The organism is Collinsella intestinalis DSM 13280, assembly GCF_000156175.1.
In the GTDB taxonomy this organism is placed as follows: domain Bacteria; phylum Actinomycetota; class Coriobacteriia; order Coriobacteriales; family Coriobacteriaceae; genus Collinsella; species Collinsella intestinalis.
In genome coordinates this window covers 542,351-561,112 of record NZ_GG692710.1, presented here as the reverse complement: position 1 = coordinate 561,112, position 18,762 = coordinate 542,351, and the positions used below count along the sequence as shown (strand labels likewise).

At 62.7% G+C, this 18,762-nt stretch carries 14 protein-coding genes and 4 tRNA genes; 15 read left to right on the top strand and 3 right to left on the bottom strand.

From position 1 onward, the window contains the following. From COLINT_RS08590 to COLINT_RS02560, 15 genes are all read left to right on the top strand, one after another. Positions 1-685, top strand: a 685-nt coding sequence (locus COLINT_RS08590) for an SDR family oxidoreductase (protein WP_006722783.1), incomplete at its 5' end; no start/stop codon positions are given. Between the two features lie 106 nt (positions 686-791). Further along, positions 792-2,597, top strand: coding sequence for a glycosyltransferase (locus tag COLINT_RS08105; RefSeq protein ID WP_050750534.1), 1,806 nt, complete (start codon positions 792-794; stop codon positions 2,595-2,597). Positions 2,598-2,600: 3 nt separating this feature from the next. After that, positions 2,601-4,460 carry a glycosyltransferase gene (locus COLINT_RS02620; RefSeq protein ID WP_006722781.1) on the top strand — a complete coding sequence of 620 codons (1,860 nt, stop codon included), beginning with the start codon at positions 2,601-2,603 and terminating at the stop codon, positions 4,458-4,460. Positions 4,461-4,544: 84 nt separating this feature from the next. Then, positions 4,545-4,618 (top strand) — tRNA-Arg (locus COLINT_RS02615). Between the two features lie 259 nt (positions 4,619-4,877). Further along, complete coding sequence (locus COLINT_RS02610) at positions 4,878-5,141, top strand: HPr family phosphocarrier protein (RefSeq protein WP_039910275.1); 264 nt, start codon at positions 4,878-4,880, stop codon at positions 5,139-5,141. Positions 5,142-5,276: 135 nt separating this feature from the next. Next, complete coding sequence (ptsP, locus tag COLINT_RS02605) at positions 5,277-6,980, top strand: phosphoenolpyruvate--protein phosphotransferase (RefSeq protein ID WP_006722779.1); 1,704 nt, start codon at positions 5,277-5,279, stop codon at positions 6,978-6,980. A 153-nt stretch (positions 6,981-7,133) separates the two neighbouring features. After that, positions 7,134-8,066 (top strand): 1-phosphofructokinase family hexose kinase, encoded by a 933-nt coding sequence (locus tag COLINT_RS02600; RefSeq protein WP_006722778.1) that lies wholly within the window; start codon positions 7,134-7,136, stop codon positions 8,064-8,066. A gap of 222 nt (positions 8,067-8,288) precedes the next feature. After that, complete coding sequence (locus COLINT_RS02595; protein WP_156780302.1) at positions 8,289-9,722, top strand: CCA tRNA nucleotidyltransferase; 1,434 nt, start codon at positions 8,289-8,291, stop codon at positions 9,720-9,722. A gap of 106 nt (positions 9,723-9,828) precedes the next feature. Then, positions 9,829-11,457, top strand: a complete 1,629-nt coding sequence (locus tag COLINT_RS02590; protein WP_039910274.1) for an ABC transporter substrate-binding protein — start codon at positions 9,829-9,831, stop codon at positions 11,455-11,457. A gap of 47 nt (positions 11,458-11,504) precedes the next feature. Next, positions 11,505-12,446 carry an ABC transporter permease gene (locus COLINT_RS02585; protein WP_233418320.1) on the top strand — a complete coding sequence of 314 codons (942 nt, stop codon included), beginning with the start codon at positions 11,505-11,507 and terminating at the stop codon, positions 12,444-12,446. Positions 12,447-12,651: 205 nt separating this feature from the next. Continuing rightward, complete coding sequence (locus COLINT_RS02580) at positions 12,652-13,347, top strand: ABC transporter permease (protein WP_233418319.1); 696 nt, start codon at positions 12,652-12,654, stop codon at positions 13,345-13,347. 176 nt (positions 13,348-13,523) lie between these two features. Next, positions 13,524-15,062, top strand: coding sequence for an ABC transporter ATP-binding protein (locus COLINT_RS08240; RefSeq protein WP_233418318.1), 1,539 nt, complete (start codon positions 13,524-13,526; stop codon positions 15,060-15,062). Between the two features lie 81 nt (positions 15,063-15,143). Further along, a tRNA-Gln gene (locus tag COLINT_RS02570) sits at positions 15,144-15,217 on the top strand. A 25-nt stretch (positions 15,218-15,242) separates the two neighbouring features. Next, positions 15,243-15,319: transfer RNA gene (locus COLINT_RS02565), tRNA-Glu, on the top strand. Between the two features lie 35 nt (positions 15,320-15,354). Then, positions 15,355-15,431 (top strand) — tRNA-Glu (locus COLINT_RS02560). 326 nt (positions 15,432-15,757) lie between these two features. On the opposite strand, the gene COLINT_RS02555 is transcribed toward COLINT_RS02560, so the two are convergent. The 3 genes from COLINT_RS02555 to COLINT_RS02545 all read right to left on the bottom strand — a co-directional run. Further along, on the bottom strand, positions 15,758-16,993 hold the full coding sequence (locus COLINT_RS02555; RefSeq protein ID WP_006722772.1) for an ABC transporter permease: 1,236 nt from the start codon (positions 16,991-16,993) through the stop codon (positions 15,758-15,760). Beyond that, entirely contained in the window at positions 16,990-17,925 is a 936-nt protein-coding gene (locus tag COLINT_RS02550; RefSeq protein WP_006722771.1) for an ABC transporter ATP-binding protein, read from the bottom strand. Before COLINT_RS02550 ends, COLINT_RS02555 begins: the two co-directional genes overlap by 4 nt. Then, a partial coding sequence (locus COLINT_RS02545) for an efflux RND transporter periplasmic adaptor subunit (RefSeq protein ID WP_006722770.1) occupies positions 17,925-18,762 on the bottom strand: 838 nt, incomplete at its 5' end. The genes COLINT_RS02550 and COLINT_RS02545, both read right to left, overlap by 1 nt.

Here is an 18,762-nt window from a genome sequence, read left to right as displayed (position 1 = left end):
GGCCTGCTGGGCCGCGAACGCGGCCGGCCCCGCCCTCATGGCCCGCACCTGCGCCGAGCACGGGATGACCCTGGTGCACGTGTCCTCCGACTACGTCTTCGACGGCACCGTCGGCAACCACCCCGAGGGCGAGCCCCTCAGCCCGCTGTCCGTCTACGGCCAGTCCAAGGCCGCCGGCGACCTGGCCGTGGCCGGCTGCCCGCGCCACTACGTCGTCCGCAGCTCCTGGGTCATCGGCGACGGCAGGAACTTCGTCAAGACGATGAGGTCCCTCTCCGACCGCGTGGCCGACGCGTCCGACGCCCTCGAGAGGGTCACCGTGGTCGACGACCAGCTCGGCCGCCTCACCTTCACCGACCAGATGGCGGAGGGCATCCTGCACCTGCTCGGCTACCGCGACGGCGACGTGGAGCCCAGCGCCCCCGCCGAGTACGGCACCTACAACCTCACGGGCTCCGGCCCGGTGGAGTCCTGGGCGGGGATCGCCGCCCGCGTGTTCGACCTCGCCAACGGCAACGGGGAGGCCGTGGAGCCCGTCGCCACCGCCGAGTACTACGCCTCCGCCGAGGGCCCCATCGCCCCGCGCCCCGCGCACTCCGACCTCGACCTCTCCAAGATCGCCGCGGCGGGCTTCGCGCCGCGCGACTGGACCGAGGAGCTCGCGGAGTACATGGCCGCGCTGTAAAGCCTGTTCAATTCATGCCTTTTAACCCGTCTGGGCTCACGGCCCAGGCGGGTTTTGCGTCTTTGTTAGAATGGACGGGTTGCATGAACAGTTTGGTTGGAGTTCCATGTCGTCTCTCGTCGGTCTTGTAAAAAGCTGCTATCGCGGGCTCAACAACACGATCCGCCGCTCTCGTGGCGAGGACATGCGCTTCTACGCAGACGGTTTTCCCATCGACGCGTGGATGGACAAGTCCTACGACGAGTGGTTTCGCGCGCATAAGGCGGGGGAGGCCGAGCTTAAGCGTCAGCGTGATGCGTGGGTCGATTTCTCCATCCAGCCCACGTTCAGTTTCATCGTGCCCCTCTACAAGACCCCGTCCGAGTACCTTCATACGATGGTCGATTCGGTGCTCGCACAGACGTATCCGAACCTGCAACTCGTGCTGGTAAATGCCAGTCCTGAACTTGGGGAACTTCGGGCGGAGGTGGCTGCGTATTGCGCGAAGGATGCTCGCATTACCGTCGTCGACCTGGAGGATAACCTCGGTATTACCGAGAACACGAATGCGGGCCTTGAGGTTGCCACCGGCGAGTTCTGCTGCTTTTTGGACCACGACGATGCCATCGAGCCTTCGCTGCTTTTCGAGTACGTATCTGCCATAAATGAAAACCCTGAGATTGACGTTCTGTATTGCGATGAGGATTTAGTTTGCCGCGACGAGAAGCGAGGGGGTTTTAGGCACCTGCACCCCCTGCATAAGCCTGCATATGCGCCCGAGCTTCTGCTCTGTAAGAACTATATTGTTCATCTCATGACTATCCGGCGGACCCTGATCGACTCGATGCCCACGCCTGATCGTCGCTATGATGGAGCGCAGGATTACAACATGGTCGCGTATTGTGTGGGTCGCGCTCGTGCCGTCCATGGGGTGCAGAAGGTTTTGTACCACTGGCGCATCAGTGACACGTCAACCGCTGCCAATCCCGATGCTAAGCCATATAGTCGCAAGGCATATCGTCTTTCGGCCTTTAATGAGATTGAGCGCCGTGTGCCCGGAGGTCGAATCATCGCGTCAGGGGCAGTCAATATCCATAATGTTTGGCTGTCGGATCCGCAGGCATCCGCATCGGTGGTCATGCTTGCCTCGGACTCCTCGTTTGAGGTTGAGCGTACGCTCGAGTGTTTCAAGCAGACTCCTGCCGACTCCTTTGCCGAGCTGATCGTTGTCGGAGAGTGGTCTGATTGGCTTGCGTCTCTCTGCAAGCGGTTTGGCGCGAAACTCCTCGATGTTTCAGCGGATGCCTCTTGTTTGGCTCGTTACAACGTGGGTGCTGCGGCGGCGAGCGGAGACGGCCTTGTATTCTTTGATTCTCTGTGCACGTTCCTCACTCCCGAGCCACTGCGCCAACTTGCGGGTTGGTGCTCGATGGACGGCATCGGCATCGCTGCCCCGAAGATTCTCTATCGCAACGGGACCAACAAATCCTATGGCGTTGCGGTCACGTCCGAGCGCATCATGCCCATGTACCGTGGCTATGACGATGATTTCCCCGGTTACCAGTGCAATTTGCGCGCCATGCAAAATGTGAGCGCCGTGGGGCTTCAGGGCATGTGTGTGCGCCGCGACGTCTTTGGGCGCATCGGCGGCTTTGACGCGTCGTTCGGCGCCGAGGTCGGTGCGGTCGATTTGTGTCGCCGCGTGCTCAACGAGGGTTTGCGTATCGTCGCCACGCCCACGGTCAAGATCGAAGTCGACGAGGCCGCTCCCGAGCGCCGATTCGATTGCGCTTCGAATGCTCCGGACTATCCTGCCGCTGACATTGCGCGTTTCGATGAGAAGTGGCCCGGCGTGCGTGCGGCGGGCGACCCGTACCTCAACCCCAATCTCGATCAATCCTCTAGTTACCAGCAGCTTCCTGCAAGGAGATAGCGAATGTCTGCGATTGACTTCAAGTTGATGAACGTCCTGCTCCACGTGGACGATCATGCGAAAGACGACCCCGCCCTGTATTACCGTGGTGAGCCCGAGGCAATCACATCTGGTGAGGCCGGGGCGTCCGCCCTGTGCGTCACCTCTCGTGTGGACTTCCTCACGTACGTGAACGGGCTGTCTGCTCGCAAATGGCGGAAGTACGCGGGCTTGGACACAGCCTGGCTTCATATCGAGTTGTCCGGCAAGGGCGTGCTCGAGGTGCTCGGCGTTGCCGATGGTGCAGACGAGCCCCGCGCTTTGGAGACTCTAGATATCGACTGCGGCACCCCTACGGGATTCGACATCGAGGTTGATTTGACGGGGGAGGACCTGGTCGGTTTCGCACTGCAGGCCGATGAGGCGTCGCGCCTCGAGGTCGTTCGCGCCCATTACTTCGCGCGTGTCGATGAGGCACAGGTGAACGATATCCGTCTGGCGCTCTCCACCACGACATTCAACAACGAGCGGTTCATTCTCCCCAACATCGACCTCGTCAAGGGGGCCGTTGCGGCGGAAGGAGAGCCAGTCGCATCGAGGTTCCACATGTTCGTCGTGGACAATGGCCGCACGCTCGACGCTGCGGCTCTTACGGATGACATCGTCACGGTCATCCCCAATCCCAACGTCGGCGGCGCTGGCGGTTTTGCGCGTGGCATGATGGCTGCGACCGAGGAAGAGGACGCCTTTACGCACGTCCTTCTCATGGATGACGACGTGCGCATCCTGCCCGAGAGCATTCTGCGCACCTTCAATCTCCTCTCCCTTGCGAGGGGCCGCTACAAGGACGCGTTCCTGAACGGTGCCATGCTCTCGCTCGAGGATCCCGCGCGCCAGTTCGAAGACGTGGCGCGCGTTATCAGCAGCGGCAAGTACGTCAAAATCAAGGACGATTACCGCGTGGACGAGCTCGCCGACGTGATTGCGAACGAGCGGGCCGATGTCGAGGTCGAGCAGGCATATGGAGCTTGGTGGTACAGCTGCATTCCCGTTTCCGCGATTCGCGAGAACGGGCTGCCGCTTCCCCTGTTTGTGCGCTGCGACGATGTGGAATTCGGTATTCGAAACAATCCGGTGTACATGACCATGAACGGTATCTGCGTGTGGCATGCGAGCTTTGAGGGCCGTTGGCGCGCCTCGGTGGACTGCTATCAGTTCACGCGCAACTTCCACGTGCTCACCGCCGTGCACGACTGCGCTTCCGAGCGCCTCGCGGTCACGCGTTTGAAGCGCAACGTGCGCCAGAATCTGCGCGATATGGATTACGGTGCCGCCGAGATGTTGCTCCAGGGTTTTGAGGACTACCTGGCAGGTCCTGAGTTCCTCATGCATGCCGATGGCGCCGCCCTCATGAAGGAACACGCTGCCTTTAACGAAAAGCTCACGCCGGTGGGGGAGATGGATCCCGAGTTGCTCACCCGCGCGGGCGTGACCGAGGATGTGCTCTCCCGCGTCGATTTGATTGTCCGCGTTCCCACATGGTTGAAGATCTGGCGTTCCGCTCCATACGACAAGCATTATCTGCCCGATTTCCTATTGCGTGACGAACCGAGCTATCTGGTGAAGTACGGCCCTGGCACGATTGAGGGTTCGTCGGTCGCTCGCAAGACCGTTGTGTGCTTGGAGCCCACGCGCAAGAGCGCCTCCGTGCGTACCATGGACAAGGAGCGCTTCCGAGCGATTCGCGTCCGCGAGCGGGCGCTGCTTGCGCGCTGGCGCAAGGAGGGCGGCGCGGTGCGTGCGGCATATCGTGAGGCCATGCCCACGTTGACGTCGCGATCGTTCTGGGAGGGCTATCTCAAGGAGATGTCCGAGCGGGCCTAGCCGCAAGTCGCAACGACGAGCATGGCCACTTGACCGCGCTTTCGTCTATAATCAACCGTGCCGTATCGTTCGGTACGCACATACGCGCCATTAGCTCAGCTGGATAGAGCACCGGACTTCTAATCCGATGGTCGAGGGTTCGAATCCCCCATGGCGCACCCGCAGACTGGAAAAGACCCTGTCGTCGAGTATCGGCAGGGTCTTTTTTCTTTTGCGTGGTGGTGAATGGTTGCGCAGGGCAACTCGATTTTCGTGCTCTATCAGGCCTTTTGTGAAATGGTTGAGAAACGTCGCGAAGGCGGTCTTCCTCTGCTTTCAAACTCACTCCCCAATTTTGCTCAAACGTATTACAATGGGTCTGTCGTGTTTATGAGCACGTTCGGTTTTACCGCTCGTGCCACTTTAAAGGAGTCAGTTATGGTTTCTGATAAGGCTACGCTCGTTAACCCGCAGGGTCTCCACATGCGTCCCGCCGGCCTCTTCGCCTCCACCATGGGCAAGTTCGCCTCCGAGGTCACCGTTGTCGCCCCCGACAAGGAGGTCAACGGCAAGTCCCCGATGGCCCTCATGGCCGCCGGCATCCCTTGCGGCACCGAGGTCGAGGTCAAGTGCGACGGCGCTGACGAGAAGGAGGCCCTCGCGGCCGCCATCGAGCTCATCAAGAGCGGTCTGGGCGAGTAGTTCGCGCGTGAGCCTTGTCTTGATGGCAAACATCTAATCTCATAGGTGTAGATTGGCAGGCGTCCTCGCGATACGTGGGCGCCTGTGTTTTTGTTCCCCGTGCGCACGGATGGGGAATAGGAGAGAGGAAACGTAATGTACCAGGGAGTTAACGCTTCTGAGGGCATCGGCATCGGCACCGTCATGGTGGCCGTCGATCCCGACCTGACCTTCGAGCCCCGCGAGGTGTCCGACACCGCCGCCGAGAAGGAGCGCTATCAGGCTGCTCTGGCCGTCTTCTGCGAGAAGACCCAGGCCCAGGCCGACCACATGAAGGTCGCCGTGGGTGAGAACGAGGCCGAGATCATGGCCGGTCACATCATCCTCGCCCAGGATCCGGGCATGACGGACGCGATTTGCGGCGCCATCGATGGCGGCGCTTGCGCCGAGCAGGCCCTGGTGGACGCTTCCACCATGTTCGAGAACATGTTCCTCTCTATGGACGATGAGATGTTCCGCCTCCGCGCCGCCGACATTGCCGACATCCGCACCGGCATCCTTGCCGAGCTGCTGGGTGTCGAGGTCGTCGATCTCTCCGTCCTGCCCGAGAACACCGTCGTCGTCGTGCATGACCTGACTCCGTCCATGACCGCGACCATCGACAAGGAGCATGTCGCCGGCATCGTTACCGAGACCGGTGGCCGCACCTCCCACTCCGCTATCATCGCCCGCGCGCTGGAGATCCCGGCCGTCCTGTCCGTGGCAAACAGCTGCTCTGCGCTGCGCAACGGCATGACCGTCATCGTCGACGGCTCCAAGGGCGTCGTCATCGCCGAGCCTGAGGACTCCGTCATGGCCGATTACCAGGCTAAGGCACAAGCCTTTGCCGAGGAGAAGGCCGCTCTCGAGGCCTTCCGTGGCCAGGAGACCGTCACCGCCGACGGCATCAAGAAGATCCTCGCCTGCAACATCGGCAGCCCCGAGGACGTCGCCAACGCTCTCGAGCACGACGCCGAGGCCATCGGTCTGTTCCGCTCCGAGTTCCTCTTCATGGACGCCGCCGAGCTTCCCTCCGAGGAGGAGCAGTTCCAGGCTTACCGTAAGGTCGCCTCGGCCCTCAAGGGCGCCCCGGTCATCATCCGCACCCTCGATGTGGGCGGCGATAAGGAGATCCCCTACCTCCACATGGAGAAGGAGGAGAACCCCTTCATGGGCTTCCGCGCGGTGCGCTACTGCCTCGAGAACGCCGATCAGTACAAGGTCCAGCTCCGCGCCCTGCTGCGCGCCGGTGCCTTCGGTGATGTCAAGATCATGATCCCCCTCGTTACCTGCGTCGAGGAGGTCCGCGCCGTCAAGGCTCTCGTCGAGGAGTGCAAGGCCGAGCTCGAGGCCGAGGGCTTCCAGTACGATGCCAACATCGAGGTCGGCGTCATGATGGAGACCCCCGCTGCCTCCCTCGTCGCCGATAAGCTGGCCGAGGAGGCCGACTTCTTCTCCATCGGCACCAACGACCTCATCGGCTACACCATGTGCGCCGATCGTGGCAACGACCACATCTCCAACCTGTACCAGGTCTACTATCCTTCCGTCCTCCGCTCGATCAAGAACATCATCGAGAACGGCGTGAAGGCCGGCATCATGGTTGGCATGTGCGGCGAGGCTGCCGCCGATCCGCTGCTTGAGCCGCTGCTGATCTCCTTTGGCCTGGAGGAGTTCTCCATGTCCGCGCCGAGTATCCTGCGCGCCCGCAAGACCATCTCCCAGTGGACCAAGGCCGAGTGCGACGAGCTCGCCGAGAAGGCGCTCGCCTGCTCCACCGCCGCCGAGGTCAAGGAGCTGCTCGAGGCTGCCGCTCGCTAAGCTTTGCTTGCCGACTGCGCGTCCGCTCTCGCGGGTGGGCCGCAGTCGGTATCTTTGTGTGTGACGATAAAACGATTTATCACTAATGGTCTCGAAATTGTTTCTCAATTTGCGCTACGCTGTATAAAGCAGTGTGTCTACTTAGGAGGCTGTATGTTTTACACTCTGACCGCTAATCCCGCTGTCGACATGACGGTCGCCGGTCCGACCCTCGTTCCCGATGAGAACGTCCGCGCCAACTCCGCCAGCTACACCGCCAACGGCAAGGGCCTTGACGTGTCCTTCGCCCTCAAGAAGTTCGGCGTCGACTCCGTCGCCCTGGGCTTCTTCGGTGGCTTCACCGGCAAGTTCATCGTCGAGGAGACCATGAACCTTGGCTGCCTGTGCCGTCCCGTCTGGATCGACGGCGTCACCCGTATCTGCGCCTACATCAACGATGGCGAGCACGAGTACGGCGTCCTCAATCCGGGTGCCCCGCTTACCCCTCAGTATGAGGAGGAGCTCTACAACATCCTCGACACCAGCACCGGCATGGACTGCCTGGTTGTCTCCGGCTCCGTGCCCCCGCGTGCCTCCAAGGACTTCCTGGATCAGGTCATGGATCACGCTCAGGCCCGCGGCGCCGACGTTGTGCTGGACCTCTCCTCCGACAAGCTCAAGAGCCTTGCTTCCAAGAAGCCGCTGCTCATCAAGCCGAACCACCACGAGATGCGCGAGATCTTCGGCGTTCCGGTGAACACCGATGACGAGGTCCGCGTTGCCATGAAGATGGCTCACGACGCTGGCGTTCAGAACGTCCTTCTGACTCGCGGTAGCCGTGGCGATGCCTACTTCTCCAATGGCGAGGACATTTGGTACGCCAAGCGTGAGTTCAACATCAAGCTCGTGTCCTCCGTCTGCGCCGGCGACTGCACGCTGGCGGCGTTCCTGCTCAAGTGGTACAAGGATCGCGATAACGTCGAGGAGGCCATGAAGCTCGCTATGGCCACCGGCGCCAACGTCGCCGAGAGCGTTGGCCTGGGCGACTTCGGTCGTGTCGACGAGTACTCCAAGCGCGTCACCGTTCGCAAGCTCGAGCGCAAGTAACGACCGTCCCCTTTGGGATGCGTTTTGCCGCCGGTCCATTCGTGGGCCGGCGGCTTTTTGCGACGGGAGTTCCACTTGGGGACAGGTACAAATTGAGACGTTCGCCTGTGAGGCTTGTGCGAACGGAATGTCTCAACTTGTACCTGTCCCCAAGTGAGCGCTTTGGGGTGCGGGGCTCGTGGCTCGGGTTGGTATACTGAGGCGCAGATTATGAGGAGGACTATGCAGCATTCGACCGATATCGCTTTCGCCGGTGAGACCCTGATGGGCTCCAAGCCCAGTGCCGCTTCCTTGACCGTCTTGTCTGCGCTTGAAGGAGCCGGGCTCGAGGCGTGGATCGTGGGCGGTTGGGTGCGCGACGCCCTAATGGGCGCCCCGGGGCACGATATCGATATCTGCTGCAGCGGATCGTGGGAGGAAAGCGCGGCTGCCCTGCGTTCTCGCGGCATCGCGGTCGTGGAATCGGGCGTCAAGTTCGGTGGTATCACGGCCGTGGTGGATGGCGCGCGAATCGAAGTCACGGCATATCGGCTTGACGGCTTTTACACCGATGGTCGCCATCCGGAGAACGTTCAGCGTGCAACGTGCGTCGAAGACGACCTTGCTCGTCGTGACTTCACGGTGAACGCCATGGCTTGGCATCCTGCCCGAGGCCTACTCGACTGCTACGATGGTCGCGGTGATTTGGAGCGTCGTCAGATCCGCGCGGTTGGTGAACCCCGCCGCCGTTTTGAGGAGGACGCGCTGCGCATGTTGCGAGCGGTGCGCTTTGCCTGCCGACTCGACTTTGCCATGGACCCTGCCACGGCGCAGGCCCTCGCCGAATGTGCGCCGTTGCTCGACCAGGTCGCTCGCGAGCGCGTCGGCATTGAGCTCGAGGGAATCCTCGTCACCCGCCATGGTGGTGATGCGCTTATCCGTTATCCCGAGCTCATGTGCGCCGCCATTCCCGAACTCGCCCGCATGCGCGGTTTCGATCAGCGCACGCCTTACCACGCCTTTGACGTATACGACCATACTGCTCGCGTCCTCACGGTCGCTGGTGAGTTGTCGCGTTTCCGCATCGATGGGGGCGATCCGAGCGCACCCCCGTCGCCTTCGCTCATGTGGGCGGCGCTCTTGCACGATATCGCCAAGCCCGACTGCTTTACCGTTGACGAGCGCGGTCGTGGGCATTTCTATGGGCATCCCGAGGCGGGTGCCAAGCTTGCTGAGAAGATCATACGGCGCCTGTCGTGTTCAAACGACCTCATCCGCGACGTGAGCCTGTTGATTCACGACCATGATTGCCCCTTGAACCCCGATCGCATCAGCCTGCTTCGCCAAATGCAGCGGTTCGCGCGTTCCGGTGTGGACACGGCGCGGCTCATGGGGGAGTTGCTCGATCTCAAGCGCGCCGATACACTCGGCAAGGCATCGGGGTGTTTTTACTACGTCGAGGAAATCGAGCGCATGCGCGAAATGTGCCGCGAACTGCTCGCGAATCGCGAGGCGTACAGCATCAAGACGCTCGACCTGGCCGGCTCCGATCTGATCGCGCGCGGTATGGCGCCCGGTCCGCGCATCGGCGAGGCCCTCAACCGCGCGCTCGAGGGTGCGATCGTCGGGGCCGTTGCCAACGAGCGCGAGGCGCTCTTGGCGTATCTGGGGTTTTAGAGTCACATACGCTTTCGAGCGCGACGAATACCTAGATAATGTACTATTGTCGCCGATTATTCTCAGGCGCCGCGTAGGAGGCGCCGCCGATTGAAGGGAGGCGCTCATGCATTGCGCCGTCACCCGTCGCTCTCTGCTGTCCGCTTCGATGTTTGCTGCGACCGCTTCGTTGGTGGGGTGTGGTGCCGACGCCGTTTCCCAGGGTTCGGCGCAAGACCACGATGCTTCAAAGAGCCAAGTCATCGTTGCCATGAACGCCACGAGCGAGCCCGCCGCGGGCTTTGACCCGCTTGTGTCCTGGGGTTGCGGCGAGCATGTACATGCGCCCCTCATTCAGTCCACGCTCGTCACCACTGCCGACGACCTTTCGATCGTCGGCGATTTGGCAACGGAGCATTTCTGCTCCTCAGACGGCCTGGTGTGGACCTTCACCATCCGCGACGATGCGGTGTTTTCGAACGGCGAGCCTCTGACCGCCTCCGACGTTGCCTTCACCGTCAACGGTGTGATTGAGAGCTCCGCCTCCGAGGCCGACCTCTCCATGGTGGAGCGGGCCGTCGCGGTGAGCGATACGGTTGTGGAGCTGCATCTTTCGAAGCCGAACAACACGTTGCTCTATACCCTGGCGGTGCTCGGCATTGTTCCCGAGGCATCGTATGGAGATGATTACGGGCACAATCCCATTGGGTCCGGCCCCTATGTCCTCAAGCAGTGGGATCAGGGACAGCAGGTGATCTTTGAGGCGAACCCCGGCTATTACGGCGAGGCGCCCGTCATGGAGCGGGTCATCGTCGTATTTATGGACGAGGACGCCGCGCTTGCCGCTGTGCAGAAGGGCGATGTGGATATCGCCTATACCTTCGCGACCCACGCCGATCGCACGTTCGACGGCTATGGGCTCACAGCATTCAAGACGGTCGACTCGAGAGGCATCTCGCTTCCGTGCATCCCGGCGGGAGGTACGCGCGTGCTCGAGGAAGATGTCGCGTACCACACGGGCAATGATGTGACATGCGACGTCGCGGTGCGTCGCGCTATCAACCTGGCGATCGACCGTGAACAACTCATCGACAACGTGCTGAACGGCTATGGTCGCCCCGCCTTTTCTGTGGGCGATGGAATGCCGTGGTCGTCGCCCGATATGCGCGTCGAGTGTGATATCGATGCGGCCAGGGTCCTGCTTGACGAGGCCGGCTGGAAGCCCGGTGCCGACGGTATCCGCGAGCGCGACGGCGTGCGCGCCGCGTTCGACCTGTGGTATTCCTCGGATGACTCGGTTCGCCAGGCGACGGCCCACGAAGTGGCCAATCAGCTGGCCGAGCTCGGTATCGAAGTGAAGCCGCAGGGCGGCAGCTGGGACGAGATCTACCCGCATCAGTTCGAGCAGCCGGTCCTGTGGGGCTGGGGTTCCAACGCGCCCGTGGAGGTGTACGAGCTCAACTACTCCACCGGGTGGGGTAATTACAGCTGCCGCGAGAGTGCGGTCACCGATGCGTACCTCGACCAGGCGCTCGCTCAAACTGACGTCGAGGCCTCCTACGAGTATTGGAAGAAGGCCATGTGGGACGGGACGGAGGGCCCCGCTCCGCAGGGAGATGCCTCCTGGGCTTGGCTCGCTAACGTCGACCATCTGTATTTCAAGCGCGAGGGTCTCGTGGCTCCGCAGGGCAAGGCGCAGCCGCATGGCCATGGTTGGTCTCTGCTGAACAATGTTGCGTCCTGGACCTGGAAATAGCCATGGCGCGATTCGCCGCGAGGGAGGCCGTCCGATTTGCCCTGCTGATGTTCGCTGTCAGCTTTGCCACGTTCACACTCGTGGCCCTGTCACCCATCGACCCGGTTCAGGCTAATGTGGGACAGCAGGCCCTGTTGGGCATGAGCGAGGCGAAACGCGCTCAGCTTGCGGCGCACTGGGATGTGGGCCTTCCGTTGCTGGAACGCTACGGCACATGGCTCGCGGATGCCCTGCATGGCGATTGGGGCACGAGTCTTCGCTTCAACGCCCCCGTGCCCGCAGTGGTGGGGGAGCGGTTTGCGAGTTCTGCCGCACTCATGCTCATAGCTTGGGCGCTTTCGGGCATTCTGGGCGTGGCGCTCGGGATGGCAGCTGGAGCTTCAAAGGGCTCCCGGGTTGACCGCGTGATCCGCTGGCTGTGTCTTGCGCTGAGTTCGACTCCGGCGTTTTGGGTCGCGATTGTGACCCTGATGGTGTTCTCCGTGTGGCTCGGATGGTTCCCCCTGGGCTTTTCGATGCCCATCGGCGCCGATCAGGCTACGGTTTCGTTCGCCGTTCGCGTGCATCACCTCGCCCTGCCCGCGCTCGTGCTCGCGCTGACCGGAGCCCCCGGCATCGCACTCCATACGCGCGAGAAGGCGATCGAGGTCATGGAGAGCGATTACGTGCGCCTTGCGCGCGCACGCGGGGAGTCTACGCGCTTCATCGCGTTGCGACACGGGTTGCGCAACATCGTTCTGCCGGCGCTCACGCTGCAGCTCTCCTCGGTTGGCGAGCTCGTTGGCGGTACGGTCTTGGTCGAGCAGGTGTTTTCCTATCCCGGGTTGGGGCAGGCGGCCGTCACGGCGGGTTTGGGCGGCGACGCCCCGCTTCTCGTGGGCATCGCGCTCTTCTGTGCGGTCCTCGTGTTCGCTGGCAATCTACTTGCCGATGTGCTTGCGCGTGTTGTCGATCCCCGCGTCGGACGGGGGGTCGGCCATGTCGAGTGATAGCAACGTGCTACATGCTTCGGGGGCCCGGCGCGATGCACGCGAGTCGGGGGCCTGCCGTGTGCTGCATGCCCCACAGTCTCGGTGCGACAATCGCGCGCGCCTCCTGCGCGCCGGCTTGTTTGGACTCGTCGTGTTCTCATGCGTTATGGTTTGTGGCAGTCTGGTCCATGACGTCGCGCAGGTCGCCGATTTTTCGCAGAAGATGCTTCCGCCTTCTTTCGAGCACCCCTTCGGCACGGATCAGCTCGGTCGGGATATGCTCGCACGCACCGTCGCCGGTCTCGCGACCTCGCTTTCGATTGGTCTCGTGGCGGCGGTGGCGTCCACGGTCATCGCGCTGTTGTTGTCGGTCGCCGCGGCGATCGGTGGCCCGCGCGTCGACGCGATTGTTGTGGGCTTGATCGACCTCATGTCCTCGGTGCCGTATCTCGTGTTGCTCATCCTCATCAGCTGCGCCGTGGGGCGCGGACTCGCGGGGGTGACGATCGGCATGGCGCTCACGCATTGGCCCAGCCTTGCCCGCGTTCTACGTGCCGAGATGCGCTCCGTCCTTGCGCGTCCCTATATTGCGCAGAGCCGCTCTCTCGGCGTCGGCGCTTGCCGCATCGCGATGGCGCATTTGCTTCCCGCCGTCATGCCGCAGGTGCTTGTCGGCGCGATTTTGGCACTGCCCCATGCGGTGCTGCACGAATCGTCCATCACGTTCCTCGGCTTTGGCTTGTCCCCCGATGAGCCTGCCCTCGGTGTGATCCTGGCCGAGGCGATGGGGTATCTCACCGCTGGTGCCTGGTGGCTCGCGCTGTTTCCCGGTGCGGTGCTCGCCCTGAGCGTGATGCTGTTCGCGCATGTGGGCGAGCTTGCCCGCTCGGTCCTCGACCCGCGTTCGATGCAGGAATAGGGGGTTCCGTGGACGAGATCAAGCACGGTCCGCATGGTGCCGCGGAATACCATCATCACCATACACATGCTGCGGACTCTCAGCACGTGGGGTCGCACCATTTGCTGACGGTGGAACATTTGACGGTTGCATATCGAATGTACGACCCGCGGGCGCGTTTTTGGCGTCCTCGCCGTGTGCATCACAACGTTTTGCGTGATTTGACGCTCTCGGTGCATGAGGGCGAGATATTGGCCCTTGTCGGGGCGAGCGGCTCAGGTAAGTCGGTGCTGGCCGACGCCCTTATGGGCCTATTTGATGCAAACGCGGTCGCGAGCGGCGAGATGTGGTTCGACGGGAGCCGCGTCGCGCCGGGAGATCTCGGCAACTTGCGAGGACATGGGATCTCGTTGGTTCCTCAGGGGGTTTCCTCTCTCGATCCATTGATGCGCGTTGGCGAGCAGGTGCGCGGTGAGGCCCGAGGGGCCGACCGCCGCGCGCGGAGGGAAGATGCCCGCCGCCGGATGGTCCGTCAGCGGGAGCTCTTCGAGGCATACGGGCTTGCGTCGGAAGTCGAGCGGATGTACCCGCACGAACTGTCCGGCGGCATGGCGCGTCGCGTGCTGCTCATGTGCGCGCTCATGGAGGAGCCGAGGTTGCTTATAGCGGATGAGCCGACGCCGGGTATGGATGATGAGTCCGCAGCCGTCGCCGCGCGCGATCTTCGGGCCTTCGCCCAAGACGGTGGTGGCGTGCTGCTTATCACGCATGACCTCGATTTCGCGCTGAGCATCGCCGATCGTTTGGCGGTGTTTCGCGAGGGGACTGTTGTGGAGGAGACATCCGTTTCGGCGTTCAGGCGCGCAGAGGCGCTCAGGGACCCGTATGCGCGTGAATTGAGTCGTGCTTGGATCAGGCTCCACGAGGACGACAATTGGGCTTCTGGGGCGCTTTGTGACGCTTGTGGCAAGCAGGGTGGTGACGGGTCGGTGCTCGTCGCTCGAGACCTTGCTTTTGCCCGTCGGAATGGTGACGCTGTGTTCGCGGGGGTCGACGTGAACCTTGCGCCCGGTGCCCGCTTGGCGCTGCGCGGCGTCTCTGGCGCCGGCAAGACGACGCTTTGCCGCGTCCTGGCCGGCCAGCTCATGCCGAGTGCGGGCGCTGTGCTGGTGGACGGCGAGCCCATCGGAGATGGATGGGGGCAGCGTGCGGGTCGGCGGTTCCGGGCTGAACGACCGTTCCGGGCGGATGGGTCGTCCCGGGCAGATCGGCCGTTCAAAGAGGGCCGATCGCACCGAACGGGTCGCGCGTGCCCGGTGCAGCTTGTCTCGCAGCACCCAGAGGAAGCGTTCGATCCCGCGTTGAGCTTGCGCGCGTCTCTTGCCGAGGCAGGGGATGTGGACGGGCCGGGGGCCGGTCACTTGATGCGTATCTTCTCGGTGGAGGGGGAGTGGCTGAGCCGGCGGCCCCATGAAGTCTCGGGAGGACAGTTGATGCGCGTCGCGTTGGTCCGCGCCCTCATGGCGTCTCCGCGTGTGCTCATTTGCGATGAGTCGACGGCTTCGCTCGATTTGCTTTCCCAAGAGGAGATCTGGCGTGCAGTGGTTGACTGTCAGGAGTCTGAGGGGTTTGGGTTGATCGTGGTCTCACATGACTCTTCGCTGGTGGAGCGCTTGGCAACTGAGGAAGCGTGGCTCGAAAACGGACACCTCGTTCGCAATTCGTCCACAAATTAAAATTTCTCAAATTAGGGCTTGCATAGACCGAATCGTTTCCGTATAGTATTTCCTCGCGTTGAGGCATGACGCACATCACTTTGGGATGTCGTCTAATGGCAGGACAGCGGATTCTGGTTCCGTCAATGGGGGTTCGACTCCCTCCATCCCAGCCATTGTGTGTTGTGTTTTGTCGCTTTTGGCCCGTTCGTCTAGCGGTTCAGGACGCCGCCCTCTCAAGGCGGAGATCACCGGTTCGAATCCGGTACGGGCTACCAAGAGTTTCCGAGGCACTCCGAGCCTCATTACATATGGCCCGTTCGTCTAGCGGTTCAGGACGCCGCCCTCTCAAGGCGGAGATCACCGGTTCGAATCCGGTACGGGCTACCAAGAGTTATCCCCGGGTTTTCGAACCCGGGGTTTTCTTTTATATGTACGCATCTCCCGGTGGCCACCTGTCCTCTCGTTGCCGCCCCTCTCGGCTCGTACTTTGAAATTGCCTATGGTATTCAGCCGTTTGACGAGGCTGAACGGAGCTAATTCATAGTCAATTTGCGTGCCGCCATAGGTATTCGGCGCCTTGCTGAGATGCACCGTCGCAATTACGGCGCAAAAGGCCGAGCCCCCTGCGAGAGGGGGGGGGCTCGACGGTGGGTCGGACGGCGAATCGAGCGACTGCCATCCAAAGACTTTTAAGAGGCTTGGGTCAGATGCCGTTACTGGTACCTTAGGCATTCTACGGGGTCGAGCTTGGCGGCGCGGCGGGCGGGATAGTACCCGAAGATCAGGCCGATGAGCATCGAGATGCCCACCGCAATCGCTATGGCTGCGGGCTCGATGGCCGGCGTGAGCGTGGCGCCCGCTCCGCCCATGCCCGTCATGGCCCCCATGTCCAGGCCAAACGCACCAGCGGCAAATGCCAGGCCCCAGGCGATGGCATACCCCGCGATGGTTCCTATGATGCCTCCCGTCACGCAGAGGGCCGCACTTTCGGTGAGGAACTGCAGCGTGATGTCGCGGCCGCGCGCGCCCAGTGCGCGACGCACACCGATCTCGCGGATGCGCTCCGTGACGTTGGTGAGCATCATGTTCATGATGCCGATGCCGCCGACGAGCAGGGAGATTCCCGCCACGGAACCCATGATCAGCTGGAAGGACATCATGAAGGTGTCGAGCTGGTCGATGGAGGACTTCATGGAGTAGACCCAGATCATATCCTCGCGGCTCTCGTCGGGGATGCTTTTGATTTTGGCGAGCTGCTCGATGGTCTGCTCTTGCACGGACTCGATGTCTGCGCCCTCGCGGGCAAGGCCCACGACGCTCGATAGATAATCCCAACCATCGCTGAAATCCTGGCTCACCGTATCGGCAGGCAAGTAGACATTGCAGTAGTCCGTTCCGGTCATGCCGTCATCGAGCACGCCGATGACGGTGTAGCTCTTGCCTCGCAGCTGAATGGATTTGCCAACGGCCTCAGCGCCCGGGCTGCCGAAGAACGCCTCGATGCCGTTGCGGCCGATGAGCGCCATGCGGGATCGCGCCTCGGCTTCCGCTGCTGTGTAGATGCGCCCCTCGGCGAGCTTGGCGGTCGCCCCTGTCATTTCGAGAAATGAGGGGTTGGCGCCGGTGATGCCGCAGTTGATCGTTTTATCGCCCACGCGAACCTCGGCATAGCTGTCGCGCGTGCCCTCGATGGCCTCATAGTCGGGTATGAGGCGTGCCAGGTCTTCGACGTCTTCTTCAGAGAGCGGCTCGCCGCAGCTGATGTTGACGATGCGCGCGGCATTGAGGCCCATGCCGCTGATGAGGCCGTTGCGCACGCCGCCGATGAGCGATGTCATGGCAATGACCGCGGCGATGCCGATCACAATGCCGAGGATGGTGAGGAGGCTGCGGCCCTTGTTGGCCTCAAGCGACCTGAATGCCTCGCGGCAGAGGTCTGCAAAGCTCATAGGGCACCTCCCAGGTTCGTGGTTGATGATTGGCCGCCGCCTGCTGCGGAGGGCGTGGCCGCTGCGATGTCGGTGGCCGTTACGCGAGCGACGCCGGTAGTGGCTGCTGCGGGGACATAGGCCCCCTCGTACACGCGTCCGTCGCGAATTTGGATGGCGCGGTCGGCTTCGGCGGCGACGCTCGCGTCGTGCGTGATGAGCACGATGGTCTTGCCGGCGCGCTTGAGGGCGTGGAACGTGTCCATGACTTGGCGCCCCGTAACGGAGTCGAGGTTGCCGGTGGGCTCATCGGCCAGGATGATGGCGGGGTCGTTCACAAGGGCGCGCGCGATGGCGACGCGTTGCATCTGACCGCCCGAGAGCTCGTTTGTGCGATGGTCGTAGTGGTCGACGGGAAGGCCTACTGAGCGCAGGGCGTGGACGGCGCGCATCTCGCGCTCGCGTCGGGGAACATCGGTGTAGGCGAGGGGCAGCATGACGTTGTCGAGCACGCTCATGCGTGGGAGCAGATTGAAGCTCTGGAAGACGAAGCCGATGCGCAGGGCGCGAACTTCGGCGAGCTCGTCATCGGTGAGTTCCGCCACGTTCAGGCCCTCGAGCAGATACGTGCCCGACGTGGGGGTGTCCAGGCATCCGAGGATGTTCATGAGCGTGGATTTGCCGGAGCCTGAGGGACCGGTGATCGCCACGAACTCTCCGGGGCTCACGGTGAGCGACACGTCGTGGAGGATGTGCGCCAGGCCGGCCTCGCTCTCAAAGATACGGTGGATATGACGAATATCGATGACCGGACGGGAGCTGGTGCCTGTTACGGGGATTGCCGTGGATGCGAGTGGGGCCACGGATACGGTCGACGTGAGGCTCGCGGACGCTGCGGCGGCATCGGGCGTCGCCGGTGCGCCGCGCGGGATCGTCAAGGGGCTCTCTGCCATTAGCGCACCTCCATGCCGCCGATGGATGCGCCGCCATCCATCATCTCGTCCTCCGGCATGGCGCCGCCCGCGATCACGAGCACGTCGCTATCGGAGAGGGGGGATTCGGGCATGTCGGAATTCTGGTCGGCGGGTGCGTCGGCGGGCTTACCGACCACGGCGTAGTCGTCGTTCTTGGCTACGACCCGCACGTCAAGGCGCTCCGTGGCGTGCGTCTCGGGGTCGGTCTCGAGGTTCACATAGTAGGTCTCGCCGTCATCGGTGAGCAGGGCGGTCATGGGTACCATGACGACGTTCTCGAGCTTTTGCGTGGTGAGGGACACCTCGGCGGTCATGCCAGGCTTGAGGCGCGGGTCGGGCGCGTCGATCATGATGTCGACGGCAAAGGTGGGAGAGCCGCCCATACCGTCGTAGGACATCTGGGCGCCGTCGCCGCTCGCGATGGAGGCGATGCCCGTCACGCGCCCGGTCATGGAGAGGTCGGGGAAGGCGGGGCAGGAGATGGTCGCGGTCTGGTCGACGGCCACGCTCGCGATGTCCTCCTCCTCAACCTGGATGGTGACCTTCATCTTGGAGAGGTCGGCTATCTGCATGAGCGGGCCGTTCGTCCCCGCGCCGCCCAAGCTCTCGCCGAGATCGGCGCCCACCTGTGCGTTCATGGCCACGATGGAGCCCGCAGCGGGGGCCTTCACGGTGCGCAGGGCGGCCTTTGCGGCAGCGTCGTTGTAGGAGGCCTGTGCGGATTCAACTGCGACTTGGGCGGCGTTCACCGCCTGCTGCGCGCCGGCGACGTCTCCCGCGGGGCCGGCCATGGGATCGGCTGTGGGCTGGGAGGCG

Excerpts from the sequence above, each read along its gene's own strand:
- COLINT_RS02595 (WP_156780302.1), top strand. The coding sequence starts at position 8,289 with ATGCAGCATTCGACCGATATCGCTTTCGCCGGTGAGACCCTGATGGGC.
- COLINT_RS02590 (WP_039910274.1), top strand. The coding sequence starts at position 9,829 with ATGCATTGCGCCGTCACCCGTCGCTCTCTGCTGTCCGCTTCGATGTTT.
- COLINT_RS02555 (WP_006722772.1), bottom strand. The coding sequence starts at position 16,993 with ATGAGCTTTGCAGACCTCTGCCGCGAGGCATTCAGGTCGCTTGAGGCC.
- COLINT_RS02610 (WP_039910275.1), top strand. The coding sequence starts at position 4,878 with ATGGTTTCTGATAAGGCTACGCTCGTTAACCCGCAGGGTCTCCACATG.
- COLINT_RS02585 (WP_233418320.1), top strand. The coding sequence starts at position 11,505 with ATGTTCGCTGTCAGCTTTGCCACGTTCACACTCGTGGCCCTGTCACCC.
- COLINT_RS02580 (WP_233418319.1), top strand. The coding sequence starts at position 12,652 with ATGCTTCCGCCTTCTTTCGAGCACCCCTTCGGCACGGATCAGCTCGGT.
- COLINT_RS02620 (WP_006722781.1), top strand. The coding sequence starts at position 2,601 with ATGTCTGCGATTGACTTCAAGTTGATGAACGTCCTGCTCCACGTGGAC.
- COLINT_RS08105 (WP_050750534.1), top strand. The coding sequence starts at position 792 with ATGTCGTCTCTCGTCGGTCTTGTAAAAAGCTGCTATCGCGGGCTCAAC.
- COLINT_RS02600 (WP_006722778.1), top strand. The coding sequence starts at position 7,134 with ATGTTTTACACTCTGACCGCTAATCCCGCTGTCGACATGACGGTCGCC.
- COLINT_RS02550 (WP_006722771.1), bottom strand. The coding sequence starts at position 17,925 with ATGGCAGAGAGCCCCTTGACGATCCCGCGCGGCGCACCGGCGACGCCC.
- ptsP (WP_006722779.1), top strand. The coding sequence starts at position 5,277 with ATGTACCAGGGAGTTAACGCTTCTGAGGGCATCGGCATCGGCACCGTC.